The sequence below is a fragment of the Peribacillus sp. S4 genome, from assembly GCF_046715815.1.
GTDB classification, from domain to species: domain Bacteria; phylum Bacillota; class Bacilli; order Bacillales; family DSM-1321; genus Peribacillus; species Peribacillus frigoritolerans.
Genome location: NZ_CP175708.1, coordinates 3,809,680 through 3,825,775, shown reverse-complemented (window position 1 = coordinate 3,825,775; position 16,096 = coordinate 3,809,680). Strand labels below are relative to the sequence as shown.

Genomic DNA, 16,096 nt, shown 5'->3' with positions numbered 1-16,096 from the left:
AGAAAAGTGGATACCTAATACCTTTCCTTCCATTTTCGCGCTTTATTATCAGTATCATGGAGGAAACGGTCAAATATGGCCTGCAAATGGAGGATATGGTTATGAAGCATCTTTTACTTTTTACGAAACAAATACATGATTATTCGGGGAAAATATTATATATCAATCTTATTTGTATGATTTTAGTAAGCTTTTTAGAAGGGGTAGGAATTTTCTTATTGATCCCATTGATTGGGTTGACCGGTGTAATGAATATAAAAACGGATGACGTTCCTTTCTTAAGCTGGGTTAATGGATTATTCACAGGAATTCCGGAAACGGTCAGTCTTTTATTAATACTTGGTGTTTATGTGATATTAATGGTTGGACAAAGTGTATTTAAGCGGAATCAAACAATCTTGGGAGTCAAAATCCAACAAGGTTTTGTTAGAAAGTTAAGGGATGATGCGTATGGCAGTCTGCTGCAGGTCAATTGGGGATTTTACTTAAAAAAGAGGAAATCCGATATTATCAACATCATGACAAACGAAACCTTCAATGTAAGTGCAGGAATTAATTTATTTTTACAGTTTATATCTTCTCTTATTTTTACTTTGATTCAAATCGGAATAGCTTTCTATTTATCTGTTCCAATGACGAGTTTTATCATAGCCTTTGGGGGCATCCTTATTTTTTCGTCACGGAAATTTGTGAAAAAGTCTCAGTCTATTGGAAAGGAAACCTTCCAGTTAACACAAACATATTTAGCAGGTATGACTGATCATCTTAACGGAATGAAAGATATCAAAAGTAATTCACTAGAGGACTCTCATTTGAGTTGGTTTCTATCTTTGAGTGAGAGAATGGAAAGAAACAGAATCAAGTTAACGACCTTAAATACGACGTCACAGATGATCTTCAAAATTGTATCCTCAGTCTTAATTGCCATTTTTGTGTTTTTTTCGATAAAGATGTTCATGGCCCAGCCAGCCCAACTAATGCTGATCATGGTTATTTTTTCAAGGTTGTGGCCAAGGTTTACTAGCATTCAATCAAATTTAGAGCAAATAGGATCTACGCTTCCATCTTTTAAAGCATTGTCGGATTTACAAAACGAATGTAGAGAAGCAAGAGAGTTATATGAATCTGATTATAAAAATATCATGCCTATTGAAATTAAAAGAGGATTGGATTGCCGTGATGTTTATTTTAGTTATGATCAAAATGAGAGCACTTATGCCCTTAAAAATATAAGCATACACATCCCCTCTAACCGTATGACGGCTATTGTCGGCCGATCGGGTGCCGGAAAAAGCACCTTAATAGATATATTAATGGGATTGAATCACCCAAATAGGGGGGAAGTCAGAATAGATGATATTCCCCTTACTAATGACCGACTATTATCGCTGCGGAGGTCCATAAGTTATATCCCGCAAGATCCATTTCTCTTTAATGCAACAATAAGGGAAAATTTGCTGATCATTGATCCTGAGGCAAGTGATGAATCCATATGGGAGTCTTTGGAGTTCGCGGCAGCTGCTGATTTTGTCAGTAAGCTTCCACAAGGTTTGGATACACTCATCGGCGATCGGGGTGTCCGACTATCAGGAGGAGAAAGGCAGCGTCTAGTGTTAGCCAGAGCGATTTTACGCAAACCGGCCATCCTGGTATTGGATGAAGCGACGAGTGCTTTGGATACGGAGAACGAAGCAAAGATTCAATCCGCTATTGAAAGATTAAAAGGAAAAATGACCATCATCGTCATAGCTCACCGATTAACGACGATTCGCAATGCCGATCAAGTGCTGGTCATGGATCAGGGGGAAATCATTCAGGTCGGTGAATATAACCAGTTAGCGAATGAAAAAAGAGGGATGTTTAGCAATTTATTAGGTATCCAAATGGAATCAAGTGTGTAAATATTTTACTGGAGTTAAAGTCAGGTTACAGCCATATTAAGGTTTGTAATGCTGGCTTTTTTCGTGGGAAAAATAAATTAAAACTAAATCACTTAGTCCTCGTATTTTTAAAAAAATATTTTTGTAGAATAGTAAATTCGAGCTTATTTATGCTATTATAATTCTATTATTAATAAAAGAGTTGTAAAGAAAGCGTATTATAGCAGTGTTTTCTGGTTATGATGTCATTTTTTGATGAAAGATGTTGAAAAATGACATAAAAAAACGAATAGTATTAAGAGCTATTATTACGTTTTTAAGTATAATTAACATTAATATAGTTTTAATCAGCACCATGGAAACAGGGATTCAAGAGATTTATTAATCTTGGTTAATAATTAATGTGAAATATTCTTGAGAAAGGCAAACCTATTGAAAAGTAGGGACGCAAAATTACAGGTCTAAGGCTTAATGCTAAGATGGCTGTGTTACCACAAGTTGGGTGGGATTTATCATGGAAGTTAACAATGAACGGGAAGAATGGATTTATCTAATTTTGGAGGCCAAAAGTCTAGGATTATCTATTGAAGAAGTGCGAGAGTTCATAAAAGGAAAGAACAAAGCAGACATCAGGGGATAATAAAAATACTTAGGGAAGGCTGTTAATCAGTCTTCTTTTTTTGTTTTCATTAACGAAAAAGGTATCCAGAATAAAGAAAATGGCGATAATAATAAAATGAAACCTTATTGAGGGGGATTTTTATTATGAATGTACCTATTGCCTTTTTGAAGGGATTAATGTGGGGAACTTTATTCAGTGTTCCTTTATGGTTGGCATTTTGCGGTTGGATAAAAATAATCATGAATTTTGTAAAGTAAGCGCTTAAAATTTAGATTATTAAAATGAAATCTAGGCAGGATTTAACAGGATGATCATAGAAATTAGTTAGTGTACATAATGCTTTAGTCTTATCGTGCTGTAATTTTGAGAAATATAGCCTATAAAAAATAGTCAATAATACTTAAGGATTTTTGGTTATGTGCCGATACTAGATTATAGAGATTAAGCAAAGGGACTTCGCAAAAGGCGATGTCAGATAGCTGCCATCAAGATATAAGGAGACTATTTGATGACAAAAAACAAATTCATTACGTTCGAGGAAGTTTATGAAAAGAAACAAAGAAGCAAGAAAATTTTTATTGGGACTTATATTACAATTATTTTAGTTTTGATTTCATTAATGACTTATTTTATGGGACAAGTATAGTGCGGGGTGTCGAAGGGGCTGAGCAATCGGTCCTTTTTTGTTTTCCTTTAACACATAAATAATTTAATTTTACTAGTAATCCTTTCTACTAATGTTTAGTAATTGTTAATTTTCTGTGAATTATATATTGATAAACTAGTTTCCGCTTGCCAATTCCTACTATATATGTGATTATCAAATAAATGAGCTAGATTCCTTATTTTTGAAAAAAATATTAGGACAACAGTATGGAATCGTGGCTCAATTATATATTGGAGTGGAAATTTCTAATGGATTTTTTTGATATTTTAAAAGACACTTTTGCCAAGGGCGAGTCTGGACAAGATGTTACTGTGAATGAACTTGTGGAGGAGATTAAGGAGAAATTAAGCGGGATCATTGAACAACCTGATAGTATATGATTTGTAGATAATTGGTCTTGGGCTTATTGGTGTTGGGTATTGAAAACTAACCGGTGGTCGTTCCCTTTATGGCAGGGATGGTCATCCTGGTCACGATTGGCGGTTTACTAGATGAAGAAGCCGCTAATAAATCTGAAGAACTCATAGGGCTACATATTATGAAGGAGCATGTCCATAACATGCTTCTTTTTTGTCGTTTATGAAAGTAAACCTATGAAGGCGAGGAGTAAATGTAAGATTCTAATAGGCTTTTTTAATGAGTATTCTTCTGGTTAGGAGCTTGTATCATTTTTCATTGGCCGAGTGGTTGAAAAAGCGTTTCAAAGCTGCGATTTAATCGTGCAGATTATGTGCAATAGCGGGAGCATGTATTTTTACAAATATGGCTGTGCAGATGTTTCAGTATGATAATGTAGGTCGATATTTAAGAAAGTGAAAAACTAGTGTCTGGATTAGGTTGGGAGGCAGCATAAATTGGCCTATGAAATACCAGAGCTACACTGGTCTTCAAATCTCGCTATAGGGTGTTTATTTTGGAACAAAATTGGTATGTTGTAAAGGAAAAAGGCGAATGGTGTTTGTATGGGTTACCAGTTTAAATAGATTCCTCTCCTTTTTCAGGCTCAAGTTCGTTTTATTGAAAAGGGAGAGGCGCTGCTCTCATGTAATGGCGAAAAGATCCACTTCTCATGAAACATATTTCATTCTTGAACGGTCACTGATGGCTTTCAGAATAAACATTTTGTCCTGTTTGCTTAGCATAGCCCAGCTGCCTGCTTTGATTTTCATTTAAATCCACTCCTTTTGTTTAGGGTCATTTATTATAGTTGATGAATGATGAATGATGATTGATGGAATTCCGGGTCCAAAGAATAATTGTGTCAAGTGATGAAAGGGGCAAGGGGAAGATGGAATTATCAGCTCATATTAGATTATACCGTCTTTTCATGCCTAATAAACAACAAAAATTCCAACAAATCTCTACATTTGGTGTTCGTTTTTTGTCAGAATATTGGACGGGGAAAATGAAAAAGCTGTCAGGATGCGGTCCGGACAGCTCTTCTCATTTTTTCTTATTTGATGGATAATTGTTCTTTTAATTCGGATTGAACCTTTTCTTTTTCTTCATCCGACACAATATAATAGTAGATTCCGTCGATTTTCGTTCCGTTTCCATTTATGGAGGATTGGGTAATGCTTTTGCTAGCGTCCCTGTAGTTCTTTTGGATGTCCATCATGTCATCAAACGTCAAATTAGTCTGGATATTATTACCGAGTGCAGCGAAGACTTCATCGTATTTCGTCAATGATGAAAGGCTAGCGCCTTCCTTGATGACAGCCTCGATGATGGCACGTTGTCTGGATTGACGGCCGAAATCTCCACTCGGATCATCATGTCTCATTCTTGAATAGGCAAGGGCTTCTTTCCCGTTAAGGGTATGCGTACCTTTTGCAAAATGAATGCCATCGGATGTGAAGTCCAAATCGTTTTGAACGGTCACGCCGCCGACTGCGTCAACGATATCCTTAAAGCCTTCCATATTGATCTTCATATAATAGTCAATTGGGATATCCAGGAAGTTTTCAACGGTATCCATGGACATTTTCGCGCCGCCGAAGGCAAATGCATGGTTGATTTTATCCTGTGTCCCATGACCGACGATCTCGGTCCGTGTATCACGCGGAATGCTTAGCATCTTGACTGATTTCTTTTGTGGATTGACTGTCAAGACGATCATTGTATCTGAACGGCCTTTGTCGCCATCACGTTCATCGACACCAAGCATGAGCATCGAGAATGGCTCCTGATCTGACAGTGCAAGGTCTTTCGTTCGTTTATCCGTGGTACGGTCTATTGGTGTATGCATCGTGTCAACGGTTTTAGTCAGTGAATTCCATACGGAGTAGGCAAAGGCTCCCCCGGCTAGTATAAAAAGTAGGACAATTATCCCGACTACCTTCAGCCATGTCCGTTTCTTTTTCTTCTTTTTTTCATGTCTCATAGTTTACTTCCTTCCTCTTTTTGTAACCACTTCATCTATTATATTTAATTTCATAGTAAAAGAATAGTATATTTTACTATTTTATAATACCTTTGACATATTTTGGTGTTTAAATCGTGATTACCCATCTACAAGACTTGTAACCTCTAAAAATCCGCATACTAATAGGTCAAATTGCACAACCGACAACCAGAGAAGTATAGATTTCCCGATCAGTCACTTCGCCATTTATTATGTTCACTTTGATTTTATGATTTACGGCGGGAAGGTGCAATTGTGGATTCACAATCCCAGTCTGCAGCGACGTAGCTTTGGAAGTGAAATTATTGTCAAGTGTGCTGTTTCAGGTGATTTCCATTTTATTGGCCTTCTCTTTTGTTTTTGTGGCTCTTAAGGTTCCGACTAGTTATTTTCAGCCAGACTCTCAGGTGGAAATTATTTTGGAATTAGTAGGCTTGTTACAGATAAGCGGGGGTATGACGGTGGGATGTTGTTTTTATGAGGTGTTTACCATACACTTGCAGAGAATCAACTTATCAAAAATATTCGATGGCTATTAGTGTCTCTACTGTTTATAGGAATGGTTTTGTTTAAAAATTGGGTTGAACATACAATGGTATATCAGAAACTGGATAAAATTTGGGCTGTACCGACTTTTAGCAATACGTCGTTTAGCTTGTCTCAAGTAGGATAGAAGGTGTGGGGAATATTTACTTTTTGACAGGCGGGTTGGATGTTATTGGATTAATAATATTGTTCCTCGCTTCATATTGGCTGCTGGACCGAAAGATTAAGGTGTAAAGGATGCCAGAGGATTTTCAGGCTTCAAAACCGATTTTTTTACAGGTTGTTGATCGAATTTATTATTCAATTGTACGGAGTGAGATAAAAGGCGGCGAAAAGCTGCCTTTTCCGTTAGTTCCAATAATATTGTATATATTTTCAATAAAGGAACGTGTTGTTAATAATTTAATTATAACTACAAAAGGATTGTAATTACTTTCTGTATTACTAGTGGTACTTAACTTATAGAGGGAGGCATGGTTATAACAAAGTCATGGTGATAATAAATAATAATGAAAAAGAAAAAATACATCTGCAGATCGTTTTAATGAGTCAAGCATCCTTTGTGCAAGTAAGTTATAGTATTTGTCCACTATACCATTGTCAGCATAAGAAAAATAGACGGCCTGGGGCCGTCCGTGAGTGTGTACCTCGCAGTATGTTCCGATGAATTAATCTTCTTTTTCCTCGAATTTATTTATTAATCCGCCACTGTTGGAGTACGTTGTAGTAATATCTAAATAAAATAATTTGTATTAGAATTATTATCCATTTTTCAACGACAAAACTCCCATTACTAAGTTATAATTGGAATGCAACATTTAGGATAATATTCAGGAGGGCTTTTTTTGAGATTACATTATTTTGATAACGGCAAAGCGTTAGCAAGTATACTTGGTTTTTTCTATCATGTTGGGTTAGTGTTTTCAATACCTTGGAACATTAATTCAGATCCAGAGGATTTTAATGACGGTATTCATTTATTAACCCAAATTTTAAGTTTGTTTAGAATGCCTTTGTTTATGTTTATTGCTGGATATTTTGCAATTTATTCAGTTAAGAAATATAGCATTCATTCTTTTTCAAAAAATAAACTACTTAGGCTCGGTGTACCACTTCTGGCCACATTATACACCTTTGTTTTTATACAGTTCCTATACACAGATGTCTTATTCAAAGGATCATCCACCTTCGTAGATGTTGTACATAAAATAACCCCTTGGAGCGATACATTCTCCTTAGCTCATTTGTGGTTCTTATATTTAGTTATGATTTATAGTTTCCTGTTGTATTTTATCGATAAATTTATAACAAAAAATAGTGACTGTTTTAGAAGTATGAAAGAAAGACTGGCGAACCTTAAATATCTCTCTAATGACATTTTGTTCATACTTTTTTCGTTTAGTTCAAGTTTATTTTTTATGGTTATTACAAAAGTATCCCCTGTAAGTCATGATTTATTGCCATTTAGTAACTTCGGAACGTTTTTACCTTATTTTATTATGGGGACGTTAACTTATATCTTTTGGGACAAATACAGTAACCTGTTCTTCAATTTCACTAAAAAGAGAGTAGTTGCAAGTATAATCGTTGCAATATTAGCCTTTATACCCACGTATTTAACTCAAAATAGTGAAAATTTACTTGTTACTGTTGTAGGACTGGTTTTTACAACAATAGCAAAATACTACTCATTATTATTAACAATGCACATATTATACAAATTTTTAAATAAAACAAATAAGTTACTTAGGTATTTATCTGATTCTTCTTATTCTATTTATCTGCTTCACCAACCTGTAATTGTTGTAATTTCATATTATTATTTAGAATATCTAGATACCTCTAGCTATATTTCATATTTGTGCATTCTAGCCGCTTCTATTTTTGTTGCTTACCTTATAGATTTCGTTTTAATAAGAAAAACGAAAATAGGGAAGTTCCTCTTCACAGGTGTTAAAATTCAACGAATTCAACACTCTGAAAGGACTGAGGAACGTAAGATCATTTGAATTTTAAACATTATTAACGGAGACATTTTATAATTAATGTCTCCGTTAATTTTTTTTACAAATTGCCTACTTTGCAACCCATCCGGTGTTTCCTGTGCCTGTTTTAACATAAAGCGTAGTAGTAGTGCCGCCGTCTGTCCGGGTGTATATATCTCCAATACTACCCTCAACAACCGATTCAGGTGATCCGATCCCAGCATAAATTTTGACACTTCCTAACGACCCACCTATTATGTGTAAAGGCGGAGGGCTAGAAGCTGTAACTAGCGCTGCAAAAGCATGGAAACTATTACCAAAGTGTATTAATGTGCTCACTTTCCCGTAAATAAGATAAATCAAATTGGTTCCTGATGTTGTAATACCTTGAATGGTTGCAGTAATAACTCCGCCCTTAAGTACAGTTCCGTGAGTAGTGCCTGTTTGCTGATTATCTCTATATACTCCCCCTGAAATAACAAGTCGTGTTATAGTTGTTGAATCAAAATACAAATGAGCACTTCTCGGCATAATAGACTGGCAATTATATAACTGTAAGGAGTCAAGGTTATTTAAACAACGAGCTAAACAACTTACATCTTTTTGACGGCAGTTCACCAGAATCATGTTCTTAACAGCCGGACTTTCTACATAAATCATATATATTGCACTACTTAAAGGATCTATACCAGTTGCTTTAATATCAGTAACTTCGAGGGTATCTGGTACATTTGTTGCAGAAGCATAAACTGCCACCCCCCATTCCTGCACATCGATATCAGAGAAATTCCAGTTTGTAACATTAGAACGTATCGATACCCCCCACTTAGATTTAATATTCTTGATGGATAAATTTTTTACTGGTTGATTTGTTTCTACAGCCCATTCATACCCCTCAAGGTACAAACCATCCACAGCTAACGTATCAACTGAAGCACCCGGTGATTTGGATACTACCACAAATTCGGCACCCGCAATTGAAGCCCGTCCTGAGCAATTTTTAATATAATTATATCTAGCATTAGCTTTAATCCCTATAAGTGAATTATCTATTTTACAATTGAAGAAATAAACGCTTCCAGTTGAACCGTGTGCATCTAATACGGCATTTCCGGTTATATCTGTATTTCCTGAAGCTTTTACTTCAACTGTCGATTCCCACGCTACCCCACCAAGTTCAGTGCCACCATGTGCTATACAATGCCTACAATAATTTAGGGTTCCTTTAATTTGAGAATACATAGTAGCGTTATTCACACTCACTCCATATGAGGTGAAAGCAGAAGGACTTTCTGTATGGCTTGCGTCATTTACTACGACATCAGCAACTGGGGCATAACAATCATTTAAAAATAACCCACCATACCCACACCTCTCAAAAGAGCATTGAACATTAGGTCTGTATGCATAAGTTATTGACATCCCCCTATCCTCATCAACTGATGTTGCGGTGTTTTTAATTTTCACACCGTTTGAAATGGAAAATGTAGTCGGATTTACCTTTGCGATTCTCGCGTTATTAGCTAAGGTATAACTGTCAAACATCAAGTCTGAAAACTTAATTTGCTTACCAGTTACCGATTGGACAATATGCATCTCACCTTGTTTCCGGTCTGGCTCTGCTTGAGAGAAAATCCCGTCACTTATTATTTTCACTAAGTCGCCGGGGGACAAACTCGGTGCTAATGTCGAAGATACGGTTTGATCCCCCCGATTAACGTCAGCAGTTAATGGTAGGTAATTACCGATAGAACCTAATACATTAACAACAGTTTTTCCTCCACCTTGAAGGATTACGTTGTTCCCTTTAACAATTAAGCCGGAGAAATCAAGTGTGTTTGCTCCAATACTAAATGTCCTATTGCTACCTAGATTTAGTATCTTGGATTTACTATTAACAGCCCTTAATCTAGCATCATTCAAAGAGGTGTAATCAAAAACATTTCCTTTTATATATGTTTCATTGTTTGTCAGAGTTTCTGACAACTGTTCATTTATATTTCCAATTTTAACTGAGATGTTTGTCCCATCTCGATCTAGAACCATCCTTGCATCCGTTTTTGATAAATTCAAATTCTCACCTTCTTTTTTGATTGTATATCCAAAAAAGGAAACTAGTATCCAAAGTAAAAAGTTTACTAAGAAGTTTCTTCGTTCCAAATTAATCACCTCTCATTAACTATACTCTAATTCTAGATTCCAGATAAAGCCAAGAAACTACTTATCTATAAATTGCAACAACCTTAATCCAGCAGATATCTCATTGGCGTTACATAACAATGTAAAACTGGTTGCTGTCTTCAAGAAAGTTTACATCTGGTAATTGAGGTACAACACCTACATACACAGATATTTGACCCGGTGAGTAAATGTGTATGTGTTGCCCTTCTGAAGCAATCCAAGAGATGCTTCTATGCGGGTCCCGATAAAACTTCAACTTGTTTCGTAGTATCCGCCAACTGTGCAGTAAGGGGAGGTGACCTTCTTCGCACTTTCATAATATGAAGCTTACACCCGAAAGATGAATGACCGTATGGGCATTCATTTTAAAGTGGTAAAAGTCTGCGATTGGAAAGCATAGATGATTACATCAACCTGTTTCCCTAAGCTTACAATCAAATTATTTGCGCTTTCGTTCGATACTTGTAATGTTTCTCGTTTAATATTTCCTTATTTTAACCTCTAGTTGTGATTTAACTGCCATTATAAAATCCACTTAAAATTCAAATAAAAAAGGTAGAGCCGCAAAGCCCTCACCTTAATAGGTTTCACTAAACAATTGCTGATTTGTAACGAAGAATTGCCTTCCAAACGTAACGCTGTGAATACTGATTTCCATGCTACTATGCTATATAGGTTCATTGGGTTAGATATACCCGCGCTGTCACCATCAGAGTTTTTCGCGATGATATCAGGCTTAGATGATCCTTCAATACCAGGTATAAAAAGCACCTTCACCGATATCGTTTGAACAGTATACGTCAATTGCAGCAGCACAAGCACCAGTGAAGACAGGAGCTTTGTTCGATTCTAAGAAGTAGATTCAGTTCATTTGACCAGTGATACCTGCTGCCACATTGTCACGTACAAATTGGTCCAGAAATATACCTGCATGATCAACCTTACTCAAACTGAATGTGGGTCTTGCGAAACCGGATTATGGCTTCTTATGTATGGCGAGATCATCTCTAAGGAAAGTGTCGAGGGTCTTCGAGAATCTAGTGGGAAATCAGTGATCGGTTGGCTAAAGGGACATCATAGCTAATATGAAGGAATAATAAAGTAGCTTCGGAAAAGAGTCCGTGGTTACTTTTTTTGTTTGGAATGAGAAAAACTATGAATCTAATGAATTGGACCAGTCAAAATGGATGGAGAGTGTTCCTTCAAAATGGGTGATAAGCAAAGTCCCTCCAAGAAAGAAGGCGCATATATATGATACGGATATCCTTAAAGAATAAATAAGTCTTGGAGGCTAAGCACTAATGGAATTTTCAACTGAAAGTTCATCATACGAAAGTGATTCAACGGAAAGCTCATCATACGAAAGTGATTCAACGGAAAGCTCATCATACGAAAGTGATTCAACTGAAAGTTCATCATACGAATGTGATTCAGCGGAAAGCTCATCATACGAATGTGATTCAGCGGAAAGCTCATCATACGAATGTGATTCAGCAGAAAGCTCATCGTACGAGAGTGTGCTCATCAGACGAGGGTGATTTAACGGAAAGCCAATCAGATGATGAAAGTAGTTCAACTGAAAGCTAATCAGATTTAACAACTAGTTAAATTAGAACGGAGATTTACTTAAAAATGGGTGATAAGCAAAGTCCCTATTAGAAAGTAGGAACATATATATGCAGTACGGATATCCCTAGAGGATAAATAAATTTTGGAGGTTAAAGAATAAATGGAATATACAACGGAAAGTTCCTCGTATGAAAGTGATTCACCGGAAAGCTCATCGTACGAAAGTGATTCACCGGAAAGCTCATCGTACGAAAGTGATTCACCGGAAAGCTCATCGTACGAAAGTGATTCACCGGAAAGTTCATCAGATGAAAGCAGTTCAACGGAAAGCTCATCAGATGAAAGCAGTTCAACGGAAAGCTCATCAGATGAAAGCAGTTCAACGGAAAGTTCAACAGATGAAAGCAGTTCAAATGAAATCCTTTCCGGGGCCACAGAAGAGGAAACTGAAAATTCAGCTGAGGGTGAGGGAAATGGCACTCCTCGTCGTGTGAATGTATTTAAGAAAATGTGGCTGGAAAATATGATTAAAGCATCGAAGGGTATCTATAAAGACGAAGATTGACCATACAGGTACAGCAACCAAAGAGTTGTTGTGCCTTCTTTTGTAAAAGGACATGCCGCTAGACTCATAATTGACGCTAGGATTGTAATCCATTTACTAGATACGGGAAAAATTGGCCAAGCAAGGCAATTCAAAGGGAATTTAGCTTAAGCGGTTTCTTAAGAAAGGACCTAGCCGGAGTGTTTGGCTGACAATTGTACATATTGCCTATGGATGATTAAAACACAATGGTTTACTGGGGTTTTTTGCGGGATAATGGTCAATATATTGAACTGGAACTCTTTGGAAAGATTCATGCAGTTTGGATTTTAATAGAAGTGGAATGTGGCTGTACACTTTTCTGTTTACAAACCAAAAAACTGGTCCGTGCTCAATTTAGTTTGCGTCCGTTAGATTAGTGGGATGATCAGTGCGGGATGATGAATGAACAATGGGGAGGCAGTTTTGTCAACATCATAATAAAAAAACTCCGGATTTGAAGTGATCCGGAGTTATTTCTTTTTCTCGATATTTTCATAGACCGAGGCAAGTGCTTGTTCAAATTTCCCGCTCTTTTTCGGTTTGTAATATTTTTTGCTGCGCAGTTTGTCCGGTAAGTATTGCTGTTTCACCCAGCCATTTTCGTAGTCATGCGGATAAAGGTAGTCGATGCCGCGGCCGAGTTCTGTGGCCCCTTTGTAATGGGCATCCTTAAGATGATCTGGTACATCGCCGCTATGGCCGCTGCGAATGTCTGATAGGGCTGCATCGATTGCGACAATGGCCGTGTTCGATTTAGGTGATAGGCATAACTCGATCACTGAGTTGGCAAGTGGGATCCGGGCTTCTGGGAAACCGAGTCGTTCAGCGGCTTCGACTGCAGCGAGGGCCCTGGGGCCAGCCTGGGGATTGGCAAGAGCTATGTCTTCGTAAGCGATGACTACCAAACGGCGGGCGATGCTTACAAGATCGCCGGCTTCGACTAAGCGACCCAAATAATGAAGGGCGGCATTCACATCACTGCCGCGAATTGATTTTTGGAAAGCGGACAGGACATCATAATGGGCATCTCCATCCTTGTCATGCGAGAAGCTTTTTTTCTGCATGCATTCCTCGGCAATTTGCAGATCTATATGAATGGTTCCGGACTCATCGGGTTCTGTGGAAATGACGGCGAGCTCAAGTGCGTTAAGGGCACTGCGGACATCTCCATTCGAAGCAGTCGCGAAATGGGTAAGGGCATCATAGCTGACCTCGGTTTCATATGCACCAAGTCCCCGCTCTTCATCATGAAGTGCCCGTTCCAGCGCTTTGGTTATATCCTCGGTTACCAATGATTTGAGCTCGAAAATCTGGCACCGGCTTCTGATGGCCGGGTTGATGGCATGATAGGGATTGCTGGTCGTTGCACCGATAAGGGTGATCATCCCGTTTTCAAGATAAGGCAATAGGAAATCCTGCTTCGCCTTATCGAGCCGATGAACCTCATCAAGCAGCAGAATCACTTTACCGGACATTTTAGCTTCGGCTGCAACGATTTCCATATCCTTTTTATTATTGGTCACTGCGTTCAGCGTCCGGAACGCAAACTTCGTGCTTCCGGCAATCGCACTTGCGATCGATGTCTTGCCAATTCCCGGGGGACCATACAGGATCATGGAAGAAAGCTGCTTGGCTTTGACCATCCTTGCGATAATTTTTCCTTCACCGACCAGATGCTCCTGCCCGATGATCTCATCAATCGATCGAGGCCGCATCCGGAAAGCAAGCGGTTTTATATTCATTGCGCACCTCTCCTTTTTATATAAGGTATCACAACTGATGGGGGAAATGCGCTGATTATGCTATAAAAAGAGGGTGATTTCCTATTATGGCAGTCTCGAATAATTCGATCATCCCCTCGAACGGTTTACATTTCATTCTTTATTTCCACTTATCCTACCTCTCCAATTAGGATAATTTGACAAAGGAAGGGCGGGTGAATGCAATTCCGGCGGGAATATGCTATAATTTCAAAAGAATTTAGAAACGGATAAATAATTTGAGGTGTATATGTATGAAGATATCTACTAAAGGCCGTTATGGTTTGACGATCATGATCGAGCTTGCTAAACATTATGGAGAAGGCCCAAAGAGTTTGAAATCGATTGCCCAGACGCATAATTTGTCGGAGCATTATTTGGAGCAGTTGATTGCGCCGCTTCGTAATGCGGGATTGGTGAAGAGTGTCCGCGGTGCGTATGGCGGGTATGTCCTGTCTAAAGATCCTCAGGAGATTACTTCAGGTGATGTCATTCGTGTATTGGAAGGGCCGATTACGCCTGTTGAGGGAATCGAGGATGAAGAGCCGGTGAAGCGTCAGCTTTGGATCAGGATTCGCGATGCCGTGAAGGATGTATTGGATAATACGACGCTTATGGATTTGGCGAGCTACAAGGATACGGGTGAAATCGATTCTTATATGTACTATATTTAAATGATCAGCAATGCGCCTATTATGTAGGCGCTTGCGTTTTTTAATGGAGGCGACAAAAAAGTGGACAGAATATATTTAGATCATGCTGCGACTTCACCGATGCATCCGAATGTGATCGATGTGATGATGAGGGTCATGAGCAATGATTTCGGAAATCCGTCGAGCATTCATGCTTTCGGACGGGAGGCGCGGCATGTTTTGGATGAGGCGCGTTCGAGTATTGCAGCGAGCATCGGTGCTGGGCGGAATGAAATCATTTTCACCAGCGGCGGAACCGAGGCTGATAATACGGCGATCATTGGTGTTGCGAATGCTTATAAAGAACAAGGGAAGCACATCATTACGACGGAGATTGAGCATCATGCGGTCTTGCATACTTGCCAATACCTTGAGAAGTCTGGCTTTGAGGTCACATATTTACCTGTGAATGAGGCGGGGCTTATTTCAATTGCCGATTTAAAGGCGGCATTGAGGGACGACACGATTTTGGTTTCGGTCATGTTCGGCAATAATGAGGTGGGTACGATCCAGCCGATTGCTGAAATAGGGCAGGTGCTCAAGGGTCATCAAGCCATTTTCCATACGGATGCGGTCCAGGCATATGGTTTGATCTCTATCGACGTTCGTGAGCTGGGTGTGGATTTGCTTAGTGTATCCGCGCATAAAATCAACGGTCCCAAGGGAATTGGCTTTCTTTACATTCGTGAAGGGTTGAAGCTGAATCCGCATTTATATGGCGGGGAGCAAGAACGCAAGCGCCGTGCTGGTACGGAGAGTGTACCGGCAATTGCCGGTTTTTCAGAAGCTGTTTCAATTGCACAGAGCACGATGGAAAAGAAAAAGGAGCAATACAAGCGATTCAAAGACGTATTGCTTGCCGTCTTTGATGAGGCGGATGTACAATATGAAATTAACGGATCCATGGAACAGTCGCTGCCGCATTTGCTGAATGTTAGTTTTCCGGGTACGAATGTGGAATCGATGCTCGTAAATATGGACTTGGCAGGTGTTGCTGTATCGAGCGGATCCGCTTGTACTGCCGGGTCAATCGATCCGTCGCATGTGCTTGTGGCGATGTTCGGGAAAGATTCGGAGCGGACGAAGAATTCGATCCGTTTCAGCTTCGGTCTGAACAACACGGAAGAGGAAGTAAGGCAGGCGGCAGAAACCACCGTTAAAATCGTTAATAGATTAGTGAGAAGATAATTCTTACTTTAAAATA

13 protein-coding genes and 1 riboswitch are annotated in these 16,096 nt (G+C 38.7%); of the genes, 9 read left to right on the top strand and 4 right to left on the bottom strand.

Annotation, left to right across the window (positions count from 1 at the left end; all coding sequences use genetic code 11):
• Nucleotides 1-101 precede the first annotated feature (101 nt).
• The 5 genes from ACJ9PY_RS18185 to ACJ9PY_RS18165 all read left to right on the top strand — a co-directional run bounded on the left by ACJ9PY_RS18185 (nucleotide 102) and on the right by ACJ9PY_RS18165 (nucleotide 4,637).
• Nucleotides 102-1,901: an ABC transporter ATP-binding protein gene (locus tag ACJ9PY_RS18185; RefSeq protein WP_411738676.1), complete on the top strand. Its 1,800-nt coding sequence runs from the start codon at nucleotides 102-104 to the stop codon at nucleotides 1,899-1,901.
• A gap of 391 nt (nucleotides 1,902-2,292) precedes the next feature.
• Nucleotides 2,293-2,376: riboswitch (cyclic di-GMP riboswitch) on the top strand.
• An 18-nt stretch (nucleotides 2,377-2,394) separates the two neighbouring features.
• Complete coding sequence (locus tag ACJ9PY_RS18180; RefSeq protein ID WP_145504642.1) at nucleotides 2,395-2,520, top strand: anti-repressor SinI family protein; 126 nt, start codon at nucleotides 2,395-2,397, stop codon at nucleotides 2,518-2,520.
• Between the two features lie 897 nt (nucleotides 2,521-3,417).
• Nucleotides 3,418-3,549, top strand: a complete 132-nt coding sequence (locus ACJ9PY_RS18175; protein ID WP_255294649.1) for a hypothetical protein — start codon at nucleotides 3,418-3,420, stop codon at nucleotides 3,547-3,549.
• Nucleotides 3,550-3,617: 68 nt separating this feature from the next.
• Nucleotides 3,618-3,752 carry a hypothetical protein gene (locus tag ACJ9PY_RS18170; protein WP_411738675.1) on the top strand — a complete coding sequence of 45 codons (135 nt, stop codon included), beginning with the start codon at nucleotides 3,618-3,620 and terminating at the stop codon, nucleotides 3,750-3,752.
• Nucleotides 3,753-4,457: 705 nt separating this feature from the next.
• On the top strand, nucleotides 4,458-4,637 hold the full coding sequence (locus ACJ9PY_RS18165; RefSeq protein ID WP_411738674.1) for a hypothetical protein: 180 nt from the start codon (nucleotides 4,458-4,460) through the stop codon (nucleotides 4,635-4,637).
• Here the strand turns inward: ACJ9PY_RS18165 and ACJ9PY_RS18160 are convergent.
• Entirely contained in the window at nucleotides 4,623-5,552 is a 930-nt protein-coding gene (locus ACJ9PY_RS18160) for a LytR family transcriptional regulator (protein WP_034308672.1), read from the bottom strand. The genes ACJ9PY_RS18165 and ACJ9PY_RS18160 overlap by 15 nt on opposite strands.
• 1,412 nt (nucleotides 5,553-6,964) lie before the next feature.
• On the opposite strand from ACJ9PY_RS18160, the gene ACJ9PY_RS18155 reads away from it, so the two are divergent.
• A complete protein-coding gene (locus ACJ9PY_RS18155; RefSeq protein ID WP_411738673.1) occupies nucleotides 6,965-8,128 on the top strand; it encodes an acyltransferase family protein in 1,164 nt (387 codons plus the stop codon).
• Between the two features lie 66 nt (nucleotides 8,129-8,194).
• Here the strand turns inward: ACJ9PY_RS18155 and ACJ9PY_RS18150 are convergent, their stop codons facing one another.
• Nucleotides 8,195-10,264: a hypothetical protein gene (locus ACJ9PY_RS18150; protein ID WP_411738672.1), complete on the bottom strand. Its 2,070-nt coding sequence runs from the start codon at nucleotides 10,262-10,264 to the stop codon at nucleotides 8,195-8,197.
• A 1,312-nt stretch (nucleotides 10,265-11,576) separates the two neighbouring features.
• Nucleotides 11,577-11,861 carry a hypothetical protein gene (locus ACJ9PY_RS18145; RefSeq protein ID WP_411738671.1) on the bottom strand — a complete coding sequence of 95 codons (285 nt, stop codon included), beginning with the start codon at nucleotides 11,859-11,861 and terminating at the stop codon, nucleotides 11,577-11,579.
• A gap of 153 nt (nucleotides 11,862-12,014) precedes the next feature.
• Between ACJ9PY_RS18145 and ACJ9PY_RS18140 the strand changes: the two genes are divergently transcribed.
• Complete coding sequence (locus ACJ9PY_RS18140; protein WP_411738670.1) at nucleotides 12,015-12,419, top strand: hypothetical protein; 405 nt, start codon at nucleotides 12,015-12,017, stop codon at nucleotides 12,417-12,419.
• Nucleotides 12,420-12,910: 491 nt separating this feature from the next.
• Here the strand turns inward: ACJ9PY_RS18140 and ACJ9PY_RS18135 are convergent, their stop codons facing one another.
• Nucleotides 12,911-14,182 (bottom strand): replication-associated recombination protein A, encoded by a 1,272-nt coding sequence (locus ACJ9PY_RS18135; protein WP_369315707.1) that lies wholly within the window; start codon nucleotides 14,180-14,182, stop codon nucleotides 12,911-12,913.
• 272 nt (nucleotides 14,183-14,454) lie between these two features.
• Between ACJ9PY_RS18135 and cymR the strand changes: the two genes are divergently transcribed.
• A complete protein-coding gene (cymR, locus tag ACJ9PY_RS18130) occupies nucleotides 14,455-14,874 on the top strand; it encodes a cysteine metabolism transcriptional regulator CymR (protein ID WP_034308657.1) in 420 nt (139 codons plus the stop codon).
• 60 nt (nucleotides 14,875-14,934) lie between these two features.
• Entirely contained in the window at nucleotides 14,935-16,080 is a 1,146-nt protein-coding gene (locus ACJ9PY_RS18125; protein WP_098185720.1) for a cysteine desulfurase family protein, read from the top strand.
• Nucleotides 16,081-16,096: the final 16 nt, after the last annotated feature.